Origin of the sequence: Promicromonospora citrea, assembly GCF_013004695.1 — a bacterium.
Lineage (GTDB): Bacteria > Actinomycetota > Actinomycetes > Actinomycetales > Cellulomonadaceae > Promicromonospora > Promicromonospora citrea.
In genome coordinates, this window is the sequence record NZ_JABEMG010000007.1 from 1 (window position 1) to 15,462 (window position 15,462).

17 protein-coding genes and 1 other RNA gene are annotated in these 15,462 nt (G+C 73.0%); 16 read left to right on the forward strand and 2 right to left on the reverse strand.

What is annotated here, in order from left to right; genetic code table 11:
• The 4 genes from HLB15_RS02645 to HLB15_RS02660 all read left to right on the forward strand — a co-directional run.
• Positions 1-306: type II secretion system F family protein (locus HLB15_RS02645; RefSeq protein WP_171103429.1), on the forward strand; the 306-nt coding region annotated here is incomplete at its 5' end.
• Between the two features lie 33 nt (positions 307-339).
• Complete coding sequence (locus HLB15_RS02650) at positions 340-513, forward strand: hypothetical protein (protein WP_171103432.1); 174 nt, start codon at positions 340-342, stop codon at positions 511-513.
• A 7-nt stretch (positions 514-520) separates the two neighbouring features.
• Positions 521-910 carry a TadE/TadG family type IV pilus assembly protein gene (locus HLB15_RS02655; RefSeq protein WP_171103434.1) on the forward strand — a complete coding sequence of 130 codons (390 nt, stop codon included), beginning with the start codon at positions 521-523 and terminating at the stop codon, positions 908-910.
• On the forward strand, positions 907-1,359 hold the full coding sequence (locus HLB15_RS02660) for a pilus assembly protein (protein WP_229785333.1): 453 nt from the start codon (positions 907-909) through the stop codon (positions 1,357-1,359). Before HLB15_RS02655 ends, HLB15_RS02660 begins: the two co-directional genes overlap by 4 nt.
• A 69-nt stretch (positions 1,360-1,428) precedes the next feature.
• Here HLB15_RS02660 and HLB15_RS02665 read toward each other — a convergent pair whose 3' ends face one another.
• Complete coding sequence (locus tag HLB15_RS02665) at positions 1,429-2,766, reverse strand: glycoside hydrolase family 10 protein (protein ID WP_171103436.1); 1,338 nt, start codon at positions 2,764-2,766, stop codon at positions 1,429-1,431.
• Between the two features lie 166 nt (positions 2,767-2,932).
• Here HLB15_RS02665 and HLB15_RS02670 point away from each other — a divergent pair, with 166 nt between their 5' ends.
• From HLB15_RS02670 to HLB15_RS02720, 11 genes are all read left to right on the forward strand, one after another.
• The gene (locus HLB15_RS02670; RefSeq protein WP_171103439.1) at positions 2,933-3,388 is read left to right on the forward strand and encodes a hypothetical protein; all 456 of its coding nucleotides are present in this window, start codon (positions 2,933-2,935) and stop codon (positions 3,386-3,388) included.
• Between the two features lie 34 nt (positions 3,389-3,422).
• The gene (locus HLB15_RS02675) at positions 3,423-3,821 is read left to right on the forward strand and encodes an ankyrin repeat domain-containing protein (RefSeq protein ID WP_171103441.1); all 399 of its coding nucleotides are present in this window, start codon (positions 3,423-3,425) and stop codon (positions 3,819-3,821) included.
• Positions 3,822-3,956: 135 nt separating this feature from the next.
• The gene (gene prfB, locus HLB15_RS02680; protein WP_171103443.1) at positions 3,957-5,066 is read left to right on the forward strand and encodes a peptide chain release factor 2; all 1,110 of its coding nucleotides are present in this window, start codon (positions 3,957-3,959) and stop codon (positions 5,064-5,066) included.
• A gap of 130 nt (positions 5,067-5,196) precedes the next feature.
• Entirely contained in the window at positions 5,197-5,976 is a 780-nt protein-coding gene (gene ftsE, locus HLB15_RS02685; protein ID WP_171103445.1) for a cell division ATP-binding protein FtsE, read from the forward strand.
• A gap of 1 nt (position 5,977) precedes the next feature.
• Positions 5,978-6,892 carry a permease-like cell division protein FtsX gene (ftsX, locus tag HLB15_RS02690; RefSeq protein WP_171103447.1) on the forward strand — a complete coding sequence of 305 codons (915 nt, stop codon included), beginning with the start codon at positions 5,978-5,980 and terminating at the stop codon, positions 6,890-6,892.
• On the forward strand, positions 6,892-8,277 hold the full coding sequence (locus HLB15_RS02695) for a M23 family metallopeptidase (RefSeq protein ID WP_171103449.1): 1,386 nt from the start codon (positions 6,892-6,894) through the stop codon (positions 8,275-8,277). Before ftsX ends, HLB15_RS02695 begins: the two co-directional genes overlap by 1 nt.
• Before the next feature lie 123 nt (positions 8,278-8,400).
• Positions 8,401-8,883 carry an SsrA-binding protein SmpB gene (gene smpB, locus HLB15_RS02700; RefSeq protein ID WP_171103452.1) on the forward strand — a complete coding sequence of 161 codons (483 nt, stop codon included), beginning with the start codon at positions 8,401-8,403 and terminating at the stop codon, positions 8,881-8,883.
• 107 nt (positions 8,884-8,990) lie between these two features.
• Positions 8,991-9,359: a transfer-messenger RNA gene (gene ssrA, locus HLB15_RS02705) on the forward strand.
• Between the two features lie 105 nt (positions 9,360-9,464).
• Positions 9,465-11,249: a beta-N-acetylhexosaminidase gene (locus HLB15_RS02710; RefSeq protein WP_229785334.1), complete on the forward strand. Its 1,785-nt coding sequence runs from the start codon at positions 9,465-9,467 to the stop codon at positions 11,247-11,249.
• A gap of 17 nt (positions 11,250-11,266) precedes the next feature.
• Positions 11,267-12,469 (forward strand): type III PLP-dependent enzyme domain-containing protein, encoded by a 1,203-nt coding sequence (locus HLB15_RS02715; protein WP_171103457.1) that lies wholly within the window; start codon positions 11,267-11,269, stop codon positions 12,467-12,469.
• Positions 12,470-12,519: 50 nt separating this feature from the next.
• The gene (locus HLB15_RS02720; RefSeq protein ID WP_171103459.1) at positions 12,520-12,924 is read left to right on the forward strand and encodes a RidA family protein; all 405 of its coding nucleotides are present in this window, start codon (positions 12,520-12,522) and stop codon (positions 12,922-12,924) included.
• Between the two features lie 27 nt (positions 12,925-12,951).
• Here HLB15_RS02720 and HLB15_RS02725 read toward each other — a convergent pair whose 3' ends face one another.
• On the reverse strand, positions 12,952-13,932 hold the full coding sequence (locus HLB15_RS02725; RefSeq protein ID WP_171103461.1) for a DUF4349 domain-containing protein: 981 nt from the start codon (positions 13,930-13,932) through the stop codon (positions 12,952-12,954).
• Positions 13,933-14,238: 306 nt separating this feature from the next.
• Here HLB15_RS02725 and HLB15_RS02730 point away from each other — a divergent pair, with 306 nt between their 5' ends.
• Positions 14,239-15,393, forward strand: a complete 1,155-nt coding sequence (locus tag HLB15_RS02730) for an ROK family transcriptional regulator (RefSeq protein WP_171103463.1) — start codon at positions 14,239-14,241, stop codon at positions 15,391-15,393.
• Positions 15,394-15,462 lie beyond the last annotated feature (69 nt).

The following is a 15,462-nucleotide window of genomic DNA, read 5'->3' on the forward strand; positions in this document are numbered from 1 at the left end:
GTCGCGGAGGTCCGCGCCGGCGCCTCCGTGCCCGCCGCGCTCACCGCGCTCGCCGACCGCACCGGCCTCCCGCCGCTCACGCGGTTCGCCGAGAGCATCGTGGTCGCGCTGGAGCGGGGGACGCCGCTGGCCGGCGTGCTGCGCGCCCAGGCGGGCGACGTCCGCGAGGCCGGTCGGCGCGCGCTGCTCGAGGCGGGCGGTCGCAAGGAGGTCCTGATGATGGTCCCGGTGGTGTTCCTCTGTCTCCCGGTGACGGTCGTCTTCGCCGTGTTCCCCAGCCTCTCCGCCCTCCGGATCGGACTCTGACCCGGCCCGGCCGGGCCGACGAAAGGAACCACCATGCCCCACGCCACCACCGACCACCGGTCCGGCCGCGAGCGCGGCGACGTGCCCGGCTGGGTGCTCGTCACCCTCATGACGGCGGGCCTGGTGGTCGCGCTCTGGGCCGTCGCGGGTCCGCTGCTCGAGGACGCCTTCCGGCAGGCGATCAGCAGCGTCACGGGCCAGGGGTGAGCCACGGGTGAGCACCCGGCCGCCACGCGCGGACGACGGGTCCGCCGTCGTCGAGTTCGTCCTCGTGTCGGTGCTGGTCCTCGTGCTGCTCCTCGGCGTCGTGCAGGTGGCTCTCGCGCTGCACGTGCGGTCGCTCGCGATCGACGCGGCGGCCGAGGGGGCCCGTGTCGCGGCCCGCGCCGACCGGGGGCCCGCGGACGGCGCCGCACGGACCCGGGATCTGCTCACCGCCGCGCTGACCGGGGCGTACGCCCGCGACGTGACAGCGGGCGGCACCACGCTCGACGGTGTGCCGGTCGCGGAGGTCACGGTGCGCGCGCCGCTGCCGGTCGTCGGGCTGCTCGGCCCGGGCGGGGTGCTGACGGTGCGCGGGCACGCGCTGCTGGAGGAGCCGTGAGCCGGGGCCGGCGGAGGTCCGAGGGCGAGAACGGGTCGGCGATGGTCGAGTTCCTCGGCGTCGCGCTGATCCTGCTGGTGCCGCTGGTCTACCTCGTGGTGACGGTCGGCCGCGTGCAGGCCGGGGCGTTCGCCGCGGAGGGCGCTGCGCGGGACGCGGTGCGCGCCGTGGTCACGGCCGACTCGTCGGCGCTCGGTGCCGCGCGAGCGGGCGCCGCCGTGGGCGTCGCCCTGGGTGACCAGGGCTTCGCGCGCGATGCCGGCGTGCTGTCCCTCGCGTGCTCGGACACGCCGTGCCTGACGCCGGGCGGGACGGTGGGGGCCGTCGTCCGCGTGGAGGTGCCGCTGCCGCTGGTGCCCGAGGCGCTGCGCGCCTGGGTGCCGCTGTCGGTGCCGGTGGAGGCGCGCCGCACGGCCGTGGTCGACGAGTACGCGCCGACGCGCCCGTGAGCGCCGGACGCCCGCCCGTGCACGACGGGGGAGGAGGGCGGGCGTCCGGCGCTCAGGGGGTCGGTCGGATCAGGTCGTCGAGCAGGTGGCGCTCGGCGTCCCTGTGCTGCCGTTCTTGTAGAGGGTGATGCCGAACGAGTTGCCGTTGCCGTTCGGTGTCGCCGTCAGCGTCCCGGACGTCCCCGAGACGGTGGCGTTCCACGAGTTCTGCAGGCTCTGCCCGCCCTGCAGCCTGATCGCGACCCGCCACGACGACGTGTCCGTGACCCGGAAGGTCACGTTGAACCGGTCGTTCCACTCCTCGGCCCGGGTCACGACGACGGTGCAGTCGCCGGTGCCCGGGTCGCCGCCGTCACCGTCGCCGGTGCCGCCGGCGTTCAGGGCGTCGAGGGCGTAGCTGTACGCGAGCTTCTTGTTCCCGTTGCCGTCGAACAGCAGCGGGGTGTCGCTGGCACGCCACGAGTCGCTGTCCCGCACGCCCCACACGCTGATGCCGGTGCAGCGCTCGACGGCGAGGCACGCCTGCATGATGCCGCGGTACTGCTCGGCCTGCGAGGTGCCCGAGCCGGCGATGTCGAGCTCGGTGATCTGCACGTCCACGCCGAGGGCGGCGAAGTTGCCCAGCGTCTCGTGGTAGTTGTTCGGCACCGGGTTGCCGCTGTTGAAGTGTGCCTGGAAGCCGACGCAGTCGATCGGCACGCCGCGGGACTTGAAGTCGCGCACCATGTTGTACACGGCCTGCGTCTTGGCGTGGCTCCAGTTGTCGGTGTTGTAGTCGTTGTAGCAGAGCTTGGCGCCGGGGTCGGCCTGGCGGGCCGCGCGGAACGCCGCCTCGATCCAGTCGTTGCCCGTGCGCTGCAGGTTCGAGTTGCGCCGGGCGCCCGACGACCCGTCCTCGAAGGCCTCGTTCACCACGTCCCAGGAGTGGATCTTGCCCCGGTAGTGGGTGGCCACCTGGGTGACGTGGTTGAGCATGGCGTTGCGCAGGGAGCTGCCCTCCATGTTCTGCATCCACCCCGGCTGCTGCGAGTGCCAGGCCAGCGTGTGACCGCGCACCTGCTTGCCGTTCTGGAGAGCCCAGTTGACGATCTGGTCGCCGGCGGAGAAGTTGAACTGGTTCTGGTTGGGCTCTGTCGCGTCGAGCTTCATCTCGTTCTCGGCCGTGACCATGTTGAACTCGCGGTTCGCGATGGTCGTGTACTGCGAGTCGGAGAGCTTGTGCCCGGCGATGGCGACCCCGAAGTAGCGGCCGGACTCCGCCGCGGCGGCCTGCAGCGTGCTGCCGGCGGCCTGGGCGGAGGTGGCCGCGATCCCTGTGGTGATCGCTGAGGTGAGGAGCACCGCCGCTGCGGTGCCGATCGAGATGAGGCGGCGCCTGCGGTGCGGTGACGTGCGAGCTCGGGTCATCGTTGATCCTCTCGGTGACGTGCCGTCGTTGGTCCGTCGTGCGTCGAAAAGGATTTCTAACCCGGGCGTACCGTGTCAAGAGGTTTCGCTAAACGTTTTCTACCGAACTTTCCACAGGGCGGCTCCTGACCGCGCGCCCCGGCCCGCGCGACGCGAGACTGGGAGCGTGTCCACCACCGAGCCCACCGAGGTGCCGGAGAGCGGGCGGATCCTCCTCCTGACCGCGGCGTTCGTCGCCTTCGCGCTGGCCCTCGTCGGGGTGGTCGCCTCGGCCGGCGCCGTGCACCTCGACCGCAAGGCCCTGCACGACGTCGCCGACCTCGCCGCGGCCGACGCCGCCGACGCGATCTCGCCCGAGGCCTTCTACGCCGGTACCGGTGCGCCCGCGCAGGACGCCCCGCTGATCCTGTCGGACGCCGCGGTGCGCGCCGCCGTCGAGCACCACCTCGCCGAGCACCCGCCGGGCCTGCCCGTGGCGGTGGTCGAGGCGTCGTCGCCGGACGGCCGCTCCGCACGCGTGGTCCTGACCGGGGTCTCCCGCCCACCGCTGCTGCGCTGGTTCACGGACGCGTTCGGCGGGGGCGTGCCCCTCACGGTGGCCGCGACGGCGCGCGCGTGGTGAGCCGGCGGATGCTCGCAGGACATAGGTTGGGACCATGAGCGACAGCACCGATCAGCAGGCCTCCGGCGACCAGGACGGCGTGCGGCTCGAGCCCGGGCAGATCCTCGACCTGGCCCGGCAGGGCGCCGACGTGCTGCTGGACCTCGTCGACGCGGGGCTGCCCGTCGACACGGCCGACGACGCGGGCAACACCCTGCTCATGCTCGCCGCCTACCACGGCCACGCGGACCTGACGGCGGGTCTCGCCGAGCGGGGGGCCGATGTCAACCGGCTCAACGCCCGCAACCAGTCCCCGCTCGCGGGGGCGGTGTTCAAGGACTCCACCGACGTGGTCCGCGCGCTCCTCGACCACGGCGCCGACCCCGACGCCGGTACGCCGAGCGCCCGCGCGACGGCCCAGATGTTCGGCCGCACCCTCCCCGCCGAATCCTGACCCCGCGTCGACTGCAGAGCTTCGACCGGGTCGGCGGCCCCGCGCCGCGACGAACACTGCACTCGTGCCCCGGTGCGGGCCGGGGGCAGTGCCTGCGGCGCCGGGCACCGGGTCGCGCGGGTAACCTTGAACATCGTGGCAACCAACGACTTCCCCGCAGAGATCAAGGCGCTCCGCGCCACCCTCGAGTCCATCGAGGCCGTGAGCGACCCCACCGCGCTCGAGGCGAAGATCGCCGAGCTGTCGGAGCAGGCGTCCGCGCCTGACCTGTGGGACGACCCCGAGCAGGGCCAGAAGGTCACGTCCGCGCTGTCCGCCGCCCAGGCCGAGCTGAGCCGCGTCGAGAAGCTCGCCGCGCGCATCGACGACGTCGAGACGCTCGTCGAGCTCGGCCACGAGATGGACGACGCCGACTCGCTCACCGAGGCCGAGGAGGAGGTCGCCAAGATCCGCAAGGACCTCGACGCCCTCGAGGTCCGCACCCTCCTCAACGGCGAGTACGACGCGCGCGAGGCCGTCGTCACGATCCGCGCGGGGGCGGGCGGCGTCGACGCCGCGGACTTCGCCGAGATGCTCATGCGCATGTACCTGCGCTGGGCCGAGCGGCACGGCTACCCGACCAAGGTCGGCGACACGTCCTACGCCGAGGAGGCCGGGCTCAAGTCCGCGACGTTCGAGGTCAACGCCCCGTACGCGTTCGGGACCCTGTCGGTCGAGGCGGGCACGCACCGCCTCGTGCGCATCTCGCCGTTCGACAACCAGGGTCGCAGGCAGACGTCGTTCGCCGCGGTCGAGGTGATCCCGCTCATCGAGCAGACGGACCACATCGACATCCCGGACTCCGAGCTGAAGATCGACGTGTACCGCTCGTCCGGCCCGGGCGGGCAGTCCGTGAACACGACCGACTCCGCGGTCCGCATGACGCACATCCCCACGGGCGTGGTCGTGTCGATGCAGAACGAGAAGTCGCAGATCCAGAACCGCGCCGCCGCCTACCGCGTGCTCCAGTCGCGCCTGCTCCTGCTGCGTCAGGCGGAGGAGGCCGCGAAGAAGAAGGAGATGGCGGGCGACATCAAGGCGAGCTGGGGCGACCAGATGCGCTCGTACGTGCTCCAGCCGTACCAGATGGTCAAGGACCTGCGCACCGAGCACGAGTCGGGCAACCCGCAGGCCGTGTTCGACGGCGCCATCGACGACTTCATCGAGGCGGGCATCCGCTGGCGCCGGGGTGGCGGGAGCAAGTAAGCCGGAGGTCGGTTTGACCCGATTGGCGCAGAAATCGGCGGATCTCCGGGCCGGCATGCTGCGCACCGGGTGATGTTCCTCGGCGTGTCTGCCCGACACGCCACCCGATCTCGCCCCTAGTGTCGGCCACGTGATCAGGTTCGAGAACGTGTCGAAGGTCTACGCGCGCGGCGCACGGCCCGCCCTCGACCAGGTCTCCGTGGACGTCGAGCGTGGCGAGTTCGTGTTCCTCGTGGGGGCCTCGGGCTCGGGGAAGTCGACCTTCCTCTCGCTGGTGCTGCGCGAGCAGCGCCCCACACGCGGCCGCGTGTACGTGGCGGGCAGGGACGTCGCGAACCTCTCGGGGTGGCGCGTGCCCACGCTGCGCCGCCAGCTCGGCGTCGTGTTCCAGGACTTCCGCCTGCTGCAGAACAAGACCGTCCACGAGAACGTCGCGTTCGCCCTCCAGGTGATCGGCAAGCCGCGCCACGTCATCCGGGACACCGTGCCCGAGGTGCTCGACATGGTCGGCCTCGCGGGCAAGGAGAAGCGCATGCCCACGGAGCTGTCGGGCGGCGAGCAGCAGCGGGCCGCCATCGCGCGCGCCATCGTGAACCGCCCGCAGATCCTGCTCGCCGACGAGCCCACCGGCAACCTCGACCCGACCACCTCGCTCGGCATCATGCGCCTGCTCGACCGCATCAACCGGACCGGCACCACGGTCGTCATGGCGACGCACGACGACGAGATCGTCAACGAGATGCGCCGCCGTGTCGTCGAGCTGTCGGACGGCGTCGTCGTGCGCGACGAGGCGAGCGGCGGCTACGGGGAGCGCGAGGCGATCCTGCCGGACGTCGGGTCGTCACCCGTGCTCGACGCGCCCGGCACGGGCACACGCCTGCCCGCCGCCCCGACGGTGCGGGGGTCCTGACGTGCGCTTCCAGTTCGTCCTCGGCGAGGTCTTCTCCGGGCTGCGCCGCAACACCACGATGGTCGTCGCCGTCGTCCTGGTGACGTTCGTGTCGCTGACGTTCGTCGGCGCGGGAGCGCTGCTCCAGGCCCAGATCGGCAAGCTCAAGGACGACTGGTACGACAAGGTCGAGGTGTCGGTCTTCCTGTGCCCGCAGGGCAAGTCGGCCGCGCCGTCCTGCGCGGGCGGCGAGGCCACCGACCAGCAGGTGGAGGCCCTGCGCGAGGTGATCCGCACGGAGCTGTCCGGCGAGGTCAGCACGGTGTGGTTCGAGTCGAAGGCGCAGGCGTTCGAGGCGTTCGAGGAGCGCTACCCGGACGGCTACCAGGGCACGCAGCTCACCGAGGCGGACATGCAGGCCTCGCTCCGGCTCAAGCTGACCGACGCCGAGCAGGTGGCGGTCGTGAGCGACGTGCTGTCGGGGCGCGACGGCGTCGAGATCGTCGAGGACCAGCGGGCCGTCTTCGAGCCGCTGTTCCGCACGCTGAACGTGGCGACGCTGCTCGCGGCGGGCCTGGCGGGCGTCATGCTCCTCGCGGCCGTCCTGCTCATCACGACGACGATCCGGCTCAGCGCGGTCTCGCGCCGCAAGGAGACCGAGATCATGCGACTGGTCGGCGCCTCGAACCTGTTCATCCAGCTCCCGTTCCTGCTCGAGGGCGCCCTGGCCGCCGTGCTCGGCTCCCTGCTGGCCGGCGGCGGGCTGTGGCTCGCCGTGCGGTTCATGGTCACGGACTGGCTCGAACGGTCCGTCGACTGGGTCGCGTACGTGTCCGAGGTCGATGTGCTGCGCATCGCCCCCCTGCTCGTGGTCGTCGCCGTCGCGCTGGCCGCGCTGTCGTCCTTCTTCACCCTCAACCGCTACACGAGGATCTGATGACTGCCGAGCGAACCACTGCCGCGCGCAGCGCCCTGTCCTGGACGCGCGGGCCCCTGGCCGCCGCCCTCGCCGTCGTGCTCCTCGTGAGCGGCTCGGCCGCCGTGCACGCGGACGACCTCGACGACAAGCGCGCCGCCGCCGAGCGCGCCCAGGCCGCCAAGGAGCGTGAGCGCGAGAACCTCGAGGCCGAGCTCGAGCACACGGACGCGCAGCTCGCAGACGCCGTCCTCGAGCTCGACCGGGTCGAGGGCAGGCTGCCGGTCGCGGAGGCGGAGCTCGCCGTCGCCGAGGCCGACCTGGAGCGGGCCGAGCGCGAGGCGGCGATCCTCGCCCAGCGGCTCGCGGACGCTCAGGTCGAGGAGGCGACGGTCAGCCGGCAGCTCGCCGACGGCGCGGGCAAGGTCGACGGCGCGCGCGAGGACATCGCGCAGATGGCGCGTGAGGAGCTGCGCGGCGCGGGCACCGGCTCGACGATCGGCCTGGTCACGGGCGCCGAGAGCACCGAGGAGTTCATCGACGGGTACTCCGTCTCGTCGTCGGCCGCCCGGATCCGGGCGCGCACGCTCGCCGAGCTGCAGGACGCCGAGGCCACGGCACGCAACCTCGAGGCGCGGCTCACGGCGATCCGCGAGGCCGTCGCCGAGCTCAAGCGGCTCGCCGACGAGAACGTGCGCTCCAAGGAGCAGGCCAAGCAGGCCGCCGTCGAGCGCAAGGCGGAGATCGAGCGCCTCATCGAGGAGCAGGAGCGGCTCACCCGGCGCATCGAGCGGCGCAAGGACGTGGCGCTGGAAGGCATCCGCGACACCGAGCAGGAGCTGAGCTCGATCGAGTCCGACCTCAAGAGCATCATCCGCGAGCAGAAGGAGCGCGACGAGCGTCTGGCCCGCGAGCAGGCGGAGCGCGAGGCGGCGTCGGGCGGCGGCTCCTCCGGCGGGTCGGGCGGCTCCGGCGGCTCGTCGGGCGGCTCGTCCGGCGGCACGCTCTCGTTCCTCAGCTACCCGACGGCGAACCCGTACGTCACCTCGTCGTACGGCATGCGGTTCCACCCGGTGCTCAACTACTCGCGTCTGCACGCGGGGACGGACTTCCGGGCCTACTGCGGCACGCCGATCCTCGCGGCGGCCGACGGCACGGTGCTGTACGCGCGCACGCTCGCCGGGCTGGGCAACCAGGTGCTCATCGACCACGGGTACACGGCACGCGGCACGAGCGTGATGACCAGCGCGAACCACCTCACGTCGTTCGCGGTGTCGTCCGGGCAGCGGGTCTCCCGCGGCCAGGTGATCGGCTACTCGGGCACCACGGGCACGTCCACGGCCTGCCACCTGCACTTCGAGGTGTACGTCAACGGGTCGACGGTCGACCCGATGACCTGGCTCTGACCCGGGCCGCGTACACCGGCCTTCGCCCGCCGCATAAAGCCTGGTCCGCGCGTGCGTGACGCGTAAGATGGAAGGTCGCGCCCCGGACCGGGCGGACGAGCGAACGAGCCTGGGAGGGAGACCATGGCCAAGAAGAAGGTGGACGATCCGCGCCAGGTCGTGGCGAACAACAAGAAGGCCCGCCACGACTACGTGATCGAGGACGTCTTCGAGGCCGGGATCGTGCTCACGGGCACGGAGGTCAAGGCCCTGCGCATGGGCCGCGCGTCGCTCACGGACGGGTACGCGGCCATCGACCGCGGCGAGGCGTGGCTCGAGAACGTGCACATCCCCGCCTACTTCCAGGGCACGTGGAACAACCACGCGCCCCGCCGCAAGCGCAAGCTGTTGCTGCACCGCCACGAGATCGAGCGGCTGGAGTCGAAGGCGCGCGAGAAGGGGCACACGCTCGTGCCGCTGCGGCTGTACTTCCTCGACGGTCGCGCCAAGGTCGAGATCGCGCTCGCGCGAGGCAAGAAGGAGTACGACAAGCGGCAGTCGCTGCGCGAGAAGCAGGACATCCGCGAGGCGCAGCGCGCGATGCGGCACAAGGAGATGCTGAGCTGAGGGCCCGTATCGCGGAAATAACGTGCGGGGCCTGGGCGTTGATCCCCTAGACTGGAGATGTTCGCCCGGGCCGACGGCCCGGACGGGCGCTGATTGACAACACCATAGGGGCTGATCGGTTTCGACGGTGGTCGTGCTTCGAGGTGAAGCGGGCCGAGGATGCAGGCTTATCTCGTTAACGATGCCTGTCAACCAATAGTTGCCGATAACTCGCGCAACGACTTCGCCCTCGCCGCCTGAGCGAGCCCGAAGTCCGTGGGCCCGGAGTCTGCTTCCGCTCCGGTCACCCGCGTCATCTAGGAAGCCACTGCTCGTAGCCCTCGTCATCGGGGCTGCGGGGACTCTCAGGTGACTGGGCCTGTCCGCGAACGTGTCTGCGCGAGCGCGGGGGCCGAGAAAATCCATAGCAGACTGCGCCCGGAGAAGCCCTCGAAAACCGACACCGGACCCGGGTTCGATTCCCGGCAGCTCCACCCTCCACGATGCGCCGTGGCCCCTCGGGGTCACGGCGCATCGTCGTTCCCGCACCCCTCCACGGCCCGCCGCACACCGGCGACCGACGCCACGCTAGTGTGGCAGCCGTGCGTCACCCCCACCGCCCCGGGCTCGTCCCCGCACCCGCGACGACGCGGGCCGACGGCGTCCCCGTGCGGCTCGCCGACGGCGCGACGGTGCGCTCCGACCCCGCCCTGCGTCCGGCCGTCCGCTGGTGGCGGCGGGTCACCGAGGAGGCGTACGGGATCGACCTGGTGCCCGTGACCGACGCGGCGGCCGACGTCGTCGTCGAGCGGGCGGGCGACCTGCCCGCCGGCGCCTACCGCCTCGAGGTGGGCGCGGGCGACGCCACCGTCCGGGTCGAGGCGGCCGACCTCGCCGGGGCGCACGCCGCCGTGCAGACCCTCCGCCAGCTCGCCGGCCCCGACGCCTACCGCCGGGCGCCCGCCGCCTACGCCGGGGGCGCCTGTGCGCTGGTCCTGCCGTCCGTCCGCGTCGACGACCACCCGCGGTTCGCGTGGCGCGGCGTGCTGCTCGACGTCGCGCGGCACTTCCTGCCCAAGCACGACGTGCTGCGGTTCGTCGACCTCGCGGCCGCCCACCGGCTCAACGTGCTCCAGCTCCACCTCACCGACGACCAGGGCTGGCGCGTCGAGGTCCACCGCTACCCGGAGCTGACCCGCACGGGGGCGTGGCGCCGCGAGTCGACGGTCGGCACCTGGCGGACCGGCACCCGCGACGGCCGCCCGCACGGCGGGTTCTACACGCAGGACGACTTGCGTGAGATCGTCGCCTACGCGCGCGACCGTGGCGTCACCGTCGTGCCCGAGATCGACGTGCCCGGCCACGTCGAGGCCGCCGTCGCCGCCTACCCGGAGCTCGGCACCCGCAAGATGCGCCAGGAGGTCCGCACCACCTGGGGCATCAGCGAGGACGTGCTCGACCCGTCCGAGGGCTCGCTCGCCTTCTTCCGGCACGTGCTCGACGAGGTGCTCGACGTCTTCGACACACCGTGGATCGGCCTCGGCGGCGACGAGGTGCCGACCACCCTGTGGCGCGAGTCGCCGCAGATCGTCGAGCGGGCCCGCGCGCTCGGCCTGCTCGGCGCGGACGGTACGCCCGACGTCGGCCTGCTCCACGGCTGGTTCGTTTCCCGGCTCGCGCGGCACGTCTCCGACGCCGGCCGCCGCGCCGTCGTCTGGGACGAGGCCGTCTCGCCCCTCCTGCCCCGCGACGTCGTCGTGACGTCCTGGCGCGGCCACGCGCAGGGCGCCGCGGCCCTCGCGGCGGGGTACGACGTCGTCATGGCGCCCGAGCAGGCCGTCTACCTCGACCACCGCGCGGGCGACCACCCCGCGGAGCCGATCCCGGTCGGCTTCCTGCGCACGGTCGAGGACGTCTACGCGTTCGACCCCTTCCCGGCCGCGCTGGGCGCGGGGTCCCCGCCCCCGGCCGCCGGGCACCCCGGACGGCTGCTCGGGGTGCAGGCGCAGGTGTGGACCGAGCACCTGGACAGCGCCCGGCGCGTCGACTACGCCACCTTCCCCCGGCTCGCGGCCTTCGCCGAGGTCGCCTGGTCGCCCGCGGCCGACCGGTCGCCCGGCACGCCCGCCTCGGCGGAGTTCCTCGAGCGGCTCCGGTGCGACCACCTGCCGCGGCTCGACGCGTACGGCGTCGAGTACCGTCCGGCCGGCGGCCCCCACCCCTGGCAGACCCGGCCCGGTGTCCAGGGCTACCCGCGTGACCTGGCCGCCGAGACCGCGGCGGGCGGCTGGGCGGGCATGGGCGGCTGGCGCGAGGACGGCGGCGTCGAGAACCTGCCACAGCGCACGACGGGGGACACGACGGGGGTTCGCGGGCAGACCGGGTGAGAGGGCAGGATGGGCCCGTGCTGCGCATCGACGACCCCTCGTTCCTCTGGCCGCTGCTGACCCTCGACGAGGCGGCCCTCGAGCACAACATCACCACCGTCGCGGGCGCCTTCGCGGCAGCGGGCGTCGACCACGCCCCGCACGTGAAGACGCACATGTCCCGCCGCGTCTGGGAGCGGCAGTCCGCCGTCGGGGTCTGGGGCGCGACCGTCGCGACGCCGGGCCAGCTGCGCCGGGTGGTCGACTGGGGCGTGCGGCGCGCCTTCCTCGCGAACGAGATCGTCGACCCCCGCGACATCGCCTGGCTCCGGTCGGCGCTCGCGGGGGACGCCTCGGGCGAGCTGGAGGAGGCGTGGGTGTACGTCGACTCCGCGCGCGGCCTCGACCTGCTCGCGGCCGGGTTCGACGGGGCAGACGCCGCCGTCGTCGCGCGGCTCGGCGTGCTCGTCGAGCTGGGTGTCCCGGGCGGTCGCACGGGCCTGCGCACGCGCGACGAGGTCGTTGCGCTCGCCGGGCGCGTGCGCGACGCCGGACTCCGCGTGGTCGGTGTCTCCGGCTACGAGGGGCCCGTCGCGAGCGGGACGAGCGAGCAGGAGCTGACCGACGTCGGCCGGTGGTGCGACGAGCTGCGCGCGACAGGCCTCGCCGTCGCGGGCCTCGTGGACGGCCCGCTCGTGCTCAGCGCGGGCGGCAGCGCGTTCGCCGACGTCGTGGCGCGGCACCTGGGAGCGCCCCTGCGCGACGCCGCCGGAAGCACGGTGCCGACCCGGGTCGTGCTGCGCTCGGGCGCCTACGTGACCCACGACCACGGCCACTACCTGCACGCCGACCCGTGGACGCGGATGGGCGCGCAGGCGCTGCTCCCGGCGATCCGGGTGTGGGCGACCGTGCTGTCGGCACCCGAGCCCGGGCTGGTGATCGTCGCGCTGGGGCGGCGGGACGTCTCCTTCGACATCGACCTGCCGACGCCGCTCGTCGCCCGCACGCCCGACGCCGACGGCCGGCTCGGCGCCGCGCGGGACCTGGCGGGCGTCCGGGTCACCGCGCTGAACGACCAGCACGGGTACCTCGCGCTCGGTCCCGAGGCCGACGGCACGCTGCAGCCCGGCGACGTCGTCGGGTTCGGCATCTCGCACCCGTGCACCACGCTCGACAAGTACCGGACCGCGCTGATCACGCGCGGCGACGACGTCGTCGAGCAGGTCGCCCTCGACTTCTGACCCCGGCCCGCCGGGCCCACCGAGCACCGCAGATCGAGCAAGGAGCACCGATGACCGCCAAGACCGCCATCTCCACCTCGGACGCGCCCGCGCCCGCGCACACGTTCCACCAGGGTGTGCGCAAGGGGCCGTTCGTGCAGGTGTCCGGGCAGGGCCCCGTCGACCCGGCGACGGGCGAGTACCTCCACCCGGGCGACGTCGCCGCGCAGACGACGCGCACGCTGGAGAACGTGCGGGCGATCGTCGAGGCGGGCGGCGCGACGTTCGACGACGTCGTGATGCTGCGGGTCTACCTGACGAGGCGCGAGGACTTCGCCGCCATGAACGACGCCTACGGCGAGTTCGTCACCCGGCACTGCCCTGGCGGTGTGCTGCCGAGCCGGACCACGGTGTTCACGGGCCTGCCGCGCGAGGAGATGCTCGTGGAGATCGACGCGCTGGCCGTGACGGACTGACGCGAGGCGTCCAGGGGCCCGCCGCGGTCACTCCGCCGCCGCGGGCTCCGGCTCGGCGACGGGCGGCGTCGCGCCCGGACGGCGGGACCGGGCGACCTGACGGCGGATCCCGACCACGACCAGCAGCACCAGCCCGCCCAGCGCGAGCCACGGGATGACCGCGCCGAGGATGAGCACCACGACGTTGAAGGTGCTCACGAGTGCGCTCCAGCCGGCGGACAGACCGCCGAGGAACCCGTCGGGGCGCGCCTGCGCGGCGGGCGTGCCCTCCGCGACGATCTCGACGTGCAGCGTGGACATCGCGACCTCGTCGGAGAGACGGTTGCGCTCGGAGACCGCCGAGTCCAGCTCGGCCTGACGCGTCGAGAGCTCGGACTCGATCTCGATGAGGTCCGCCGTGCGGTCGGCCTCCGCCATGAGCTCGCGCAGCCGGTCGGTCGACGTGCGGAGTGCCTGGATGCGCGCGTCCAGGTCCTGCGCTGTGCCGGTGACGTCGACGGTCTCGACGTGCCGGTCGCGCACCTCGCCGAGCGCGTCCAGGGCGTCGAGGGTCGCGGACACGCGATCGGCCGGGATGCGTAGCGTCATCGAGGCGCTGCCGGTCTCGTCGTCGGTCGGGGCGCGCTCGTCCCGTGCCTCGACGCGCCCGCCCGCGTCCTCGACCAGCCGTGCGATCTCCTCGGCGGCGTCGAACGGGTCGTCCACCGCGAGGGTCGCGGTGCCGGTGGTCACGAGCTCGCGGTCGACGGCCTCCTGCCGCGGCTCGCCCAGCCCGACGGCGCCCGCCGCGGCGTCGGTCACGTCCTGCGCGCCGTCGGGGGAGACGACCTCGCTGCGCGGTGCGGCGCCGTCCTGGACCGCGGAGCCCCCGGACTCGCCTGCGCCCCCGCCCGAGCAGGCCGCGAGCGCGGCCACGAGCAGACCCGTGGCCGCTGTCGCCAGGAGGGTGCGGACAGGTCGGCCTGCGGGCTGGCCCGCCGCCCCCGTGGCGAACCGGATGCGCTTCATGGTGACGAGCGTAAGAGGGCCAAGGGGCTGAAACCGGGCTCACCCGGTAACTGTGATCCCTTTGTGAACTTCCGACCCTCCTGACCCGGTGTTTCTGCGGGTTTGCGAGGTCCTTGATCACGGTGCGGTCACGCCGTGCCCGCGTCGCCGTGGTGCGGCAGGCTGATTTCGTCAGGTACATGAAGTAATCCGGAGTCGACGGCAGCGTGGGGCCTCCGCCCGGCCACGCGTGACCCACGTAACAGTCTTGTTACGGGTCCCACCGGGTGATGGACACCACTCTGTTAAGGAGGTCTACTAACAAACATGGCGACGGCGACTGAACGCAACGGCACCGGGCGAGGGCTCGGCGCACGGCTGCGCGCGACGTCCAAGGTGCTCCCCGAGCACGCCAGGGCGCACAACCGGTCCCTGGTGCTGCAGCACCTCTTCCACGAGGGGCCCACCTCCCGGGCCGACCTCGCACGAGCCACCTCGCTCACCCGCGTCACCATCTCCGACCTGGTCTCCGTGCTCATCGCGGAGGGCCTCGTCGAGGAGCTCGGCACCCGGCCCGGCCAGCGCGTCGGCAAGCCGGCGATCCTCGTGGGGCTGCGCGCGGACGCCTACCAGATCGTGGCGGTCGACCTCACCGAGCACGGCCGCATGCGCGGCGCGGTGCTGAGTCTCACGGGCGAGATCGTGGTGCGCCGGCAGCTCGACATCGACGGACGCACGGGCGACGAGCTGGTCGACCTGCTCACCCGGTTCGTCCGGCGGCTCGTCGCCGCGGCGACGCACCCGGTGATCGGCGTCGGCGTCGGGTCGCCCGGCATCATCGACCTCGACGGGCGCGTGGTCGAGGCGCCCAACCGCGGCTGGTACGACGTGCCGCTCGCCGAGGTCCTGGGCGAGCGTCTCGGACTGCCCGTGCACGTCGCCAACGACGCCAACACGGCGGCCCTCGGCGAGTTCACCTACGGCGGCGGCAGCTCGGGCATGCTCGTGGTCACCGTGGGCGCCGGTGTCGGCGCGGGCGTCGTCGTCGACGGCGTGCGCGTGCACGGCCAGGGCGACGCCGCGGGCGAGATCGGCCACGTCACCGTGGTCGACGACGGCGAGCAGTGCGCGTGCGGACGCCGCGGCTGCCTCGAGACGGTCCTGTCCGTCCCCGCGCTGCGGCGCGCGGTCGAGGGCAGGGACAAGGAAGCTTCCGACGCCGCACTGGCGTCGGCCGGCCGGGTGCTGGGCGTGACCCTCGCCCCGGTCGTCAGCGCGCTCAACCTCAACCAGGTGCTCCTGAGCGGTCCGCGTGACCTGCTCGACGGGCCCCTGCGCGAGGCCGCGCTGGACACCATCCGACAGCGGACCATGCCGGCCATCACCTCGGGCCTGCAGCTGCGGATGGCCGCACTCGACGAGGACGTCGTGCTGGCGGGCGCCGCCGTCCTCGTGCTTTCCGCCCAGCTGGGGGTCTCGTGAGCATCACTGCGCACGTGTCGGCGGCAGGCGACCTCACTCACCATGCACCACCGCGACACACAGTCGTAT

Excerpts from the sequence above, each read along its gene's own strand:
- HLB15_RS02650 (WP_171103432.1), top strand. The coding sequence starts at position 340 with ATGCCCCACGCCACCACCGACCACCGGTCCGGCCGCGAGCGCGGCGAC.
- HLB15_RS02665 (WP_171103436.1), bottom strand. The coding sequence starts at position 2,766 with ATGACCCGAGCTCGCACGTCACCGCACCGCAGGCGCCGCCTCATCTCG.
- HLB15_RS02675 (WP_171103441.1), top strand. The coding sequence starts at position 3,423 with ATGAGCGACAGCACCGATCAGCAGGCCTCCGGCGACCAGGACGGCGTG.
- HLB15_RS02695 (WP_171103449.1), top strand. The coding sequence starts at position 6,892 with ATGACTGCCGAGCGAACCACTGCCGCGCGCAGCGCCCTGTCCTGGACG.
- smpB (WP_171103452.1), top strand. The coding sequence starts at position 8,401 with ATGGCCAAGAAGAAGGTGGACGATCCGCGCCAGGTCGTGGCGAACAAC.
- HLB15_RS02720 (WP_171103459.1), top strand. The coding sequence starts at position 12,520 with ATGACCGCCAAGACCGCCATCTCCACCTCGGACGCGCCCGCGCCCGCG.
- HLB15_RS02725 (WP_171103461.1), bottom strand. The coding sequence starts at position 13,932 with ATGAAGCGCATCCGGTTCGCCACGGGGGCGGCGGGCCAGCCCGCAGGC.
- HLB15_RS02730 (WP_171103463.1), top strand. The coding sequence starts at position 14,239 with ATGGCGACGGCGACTGAACGCAACGGCACCGGGCGAGGGCTCGGCGCA.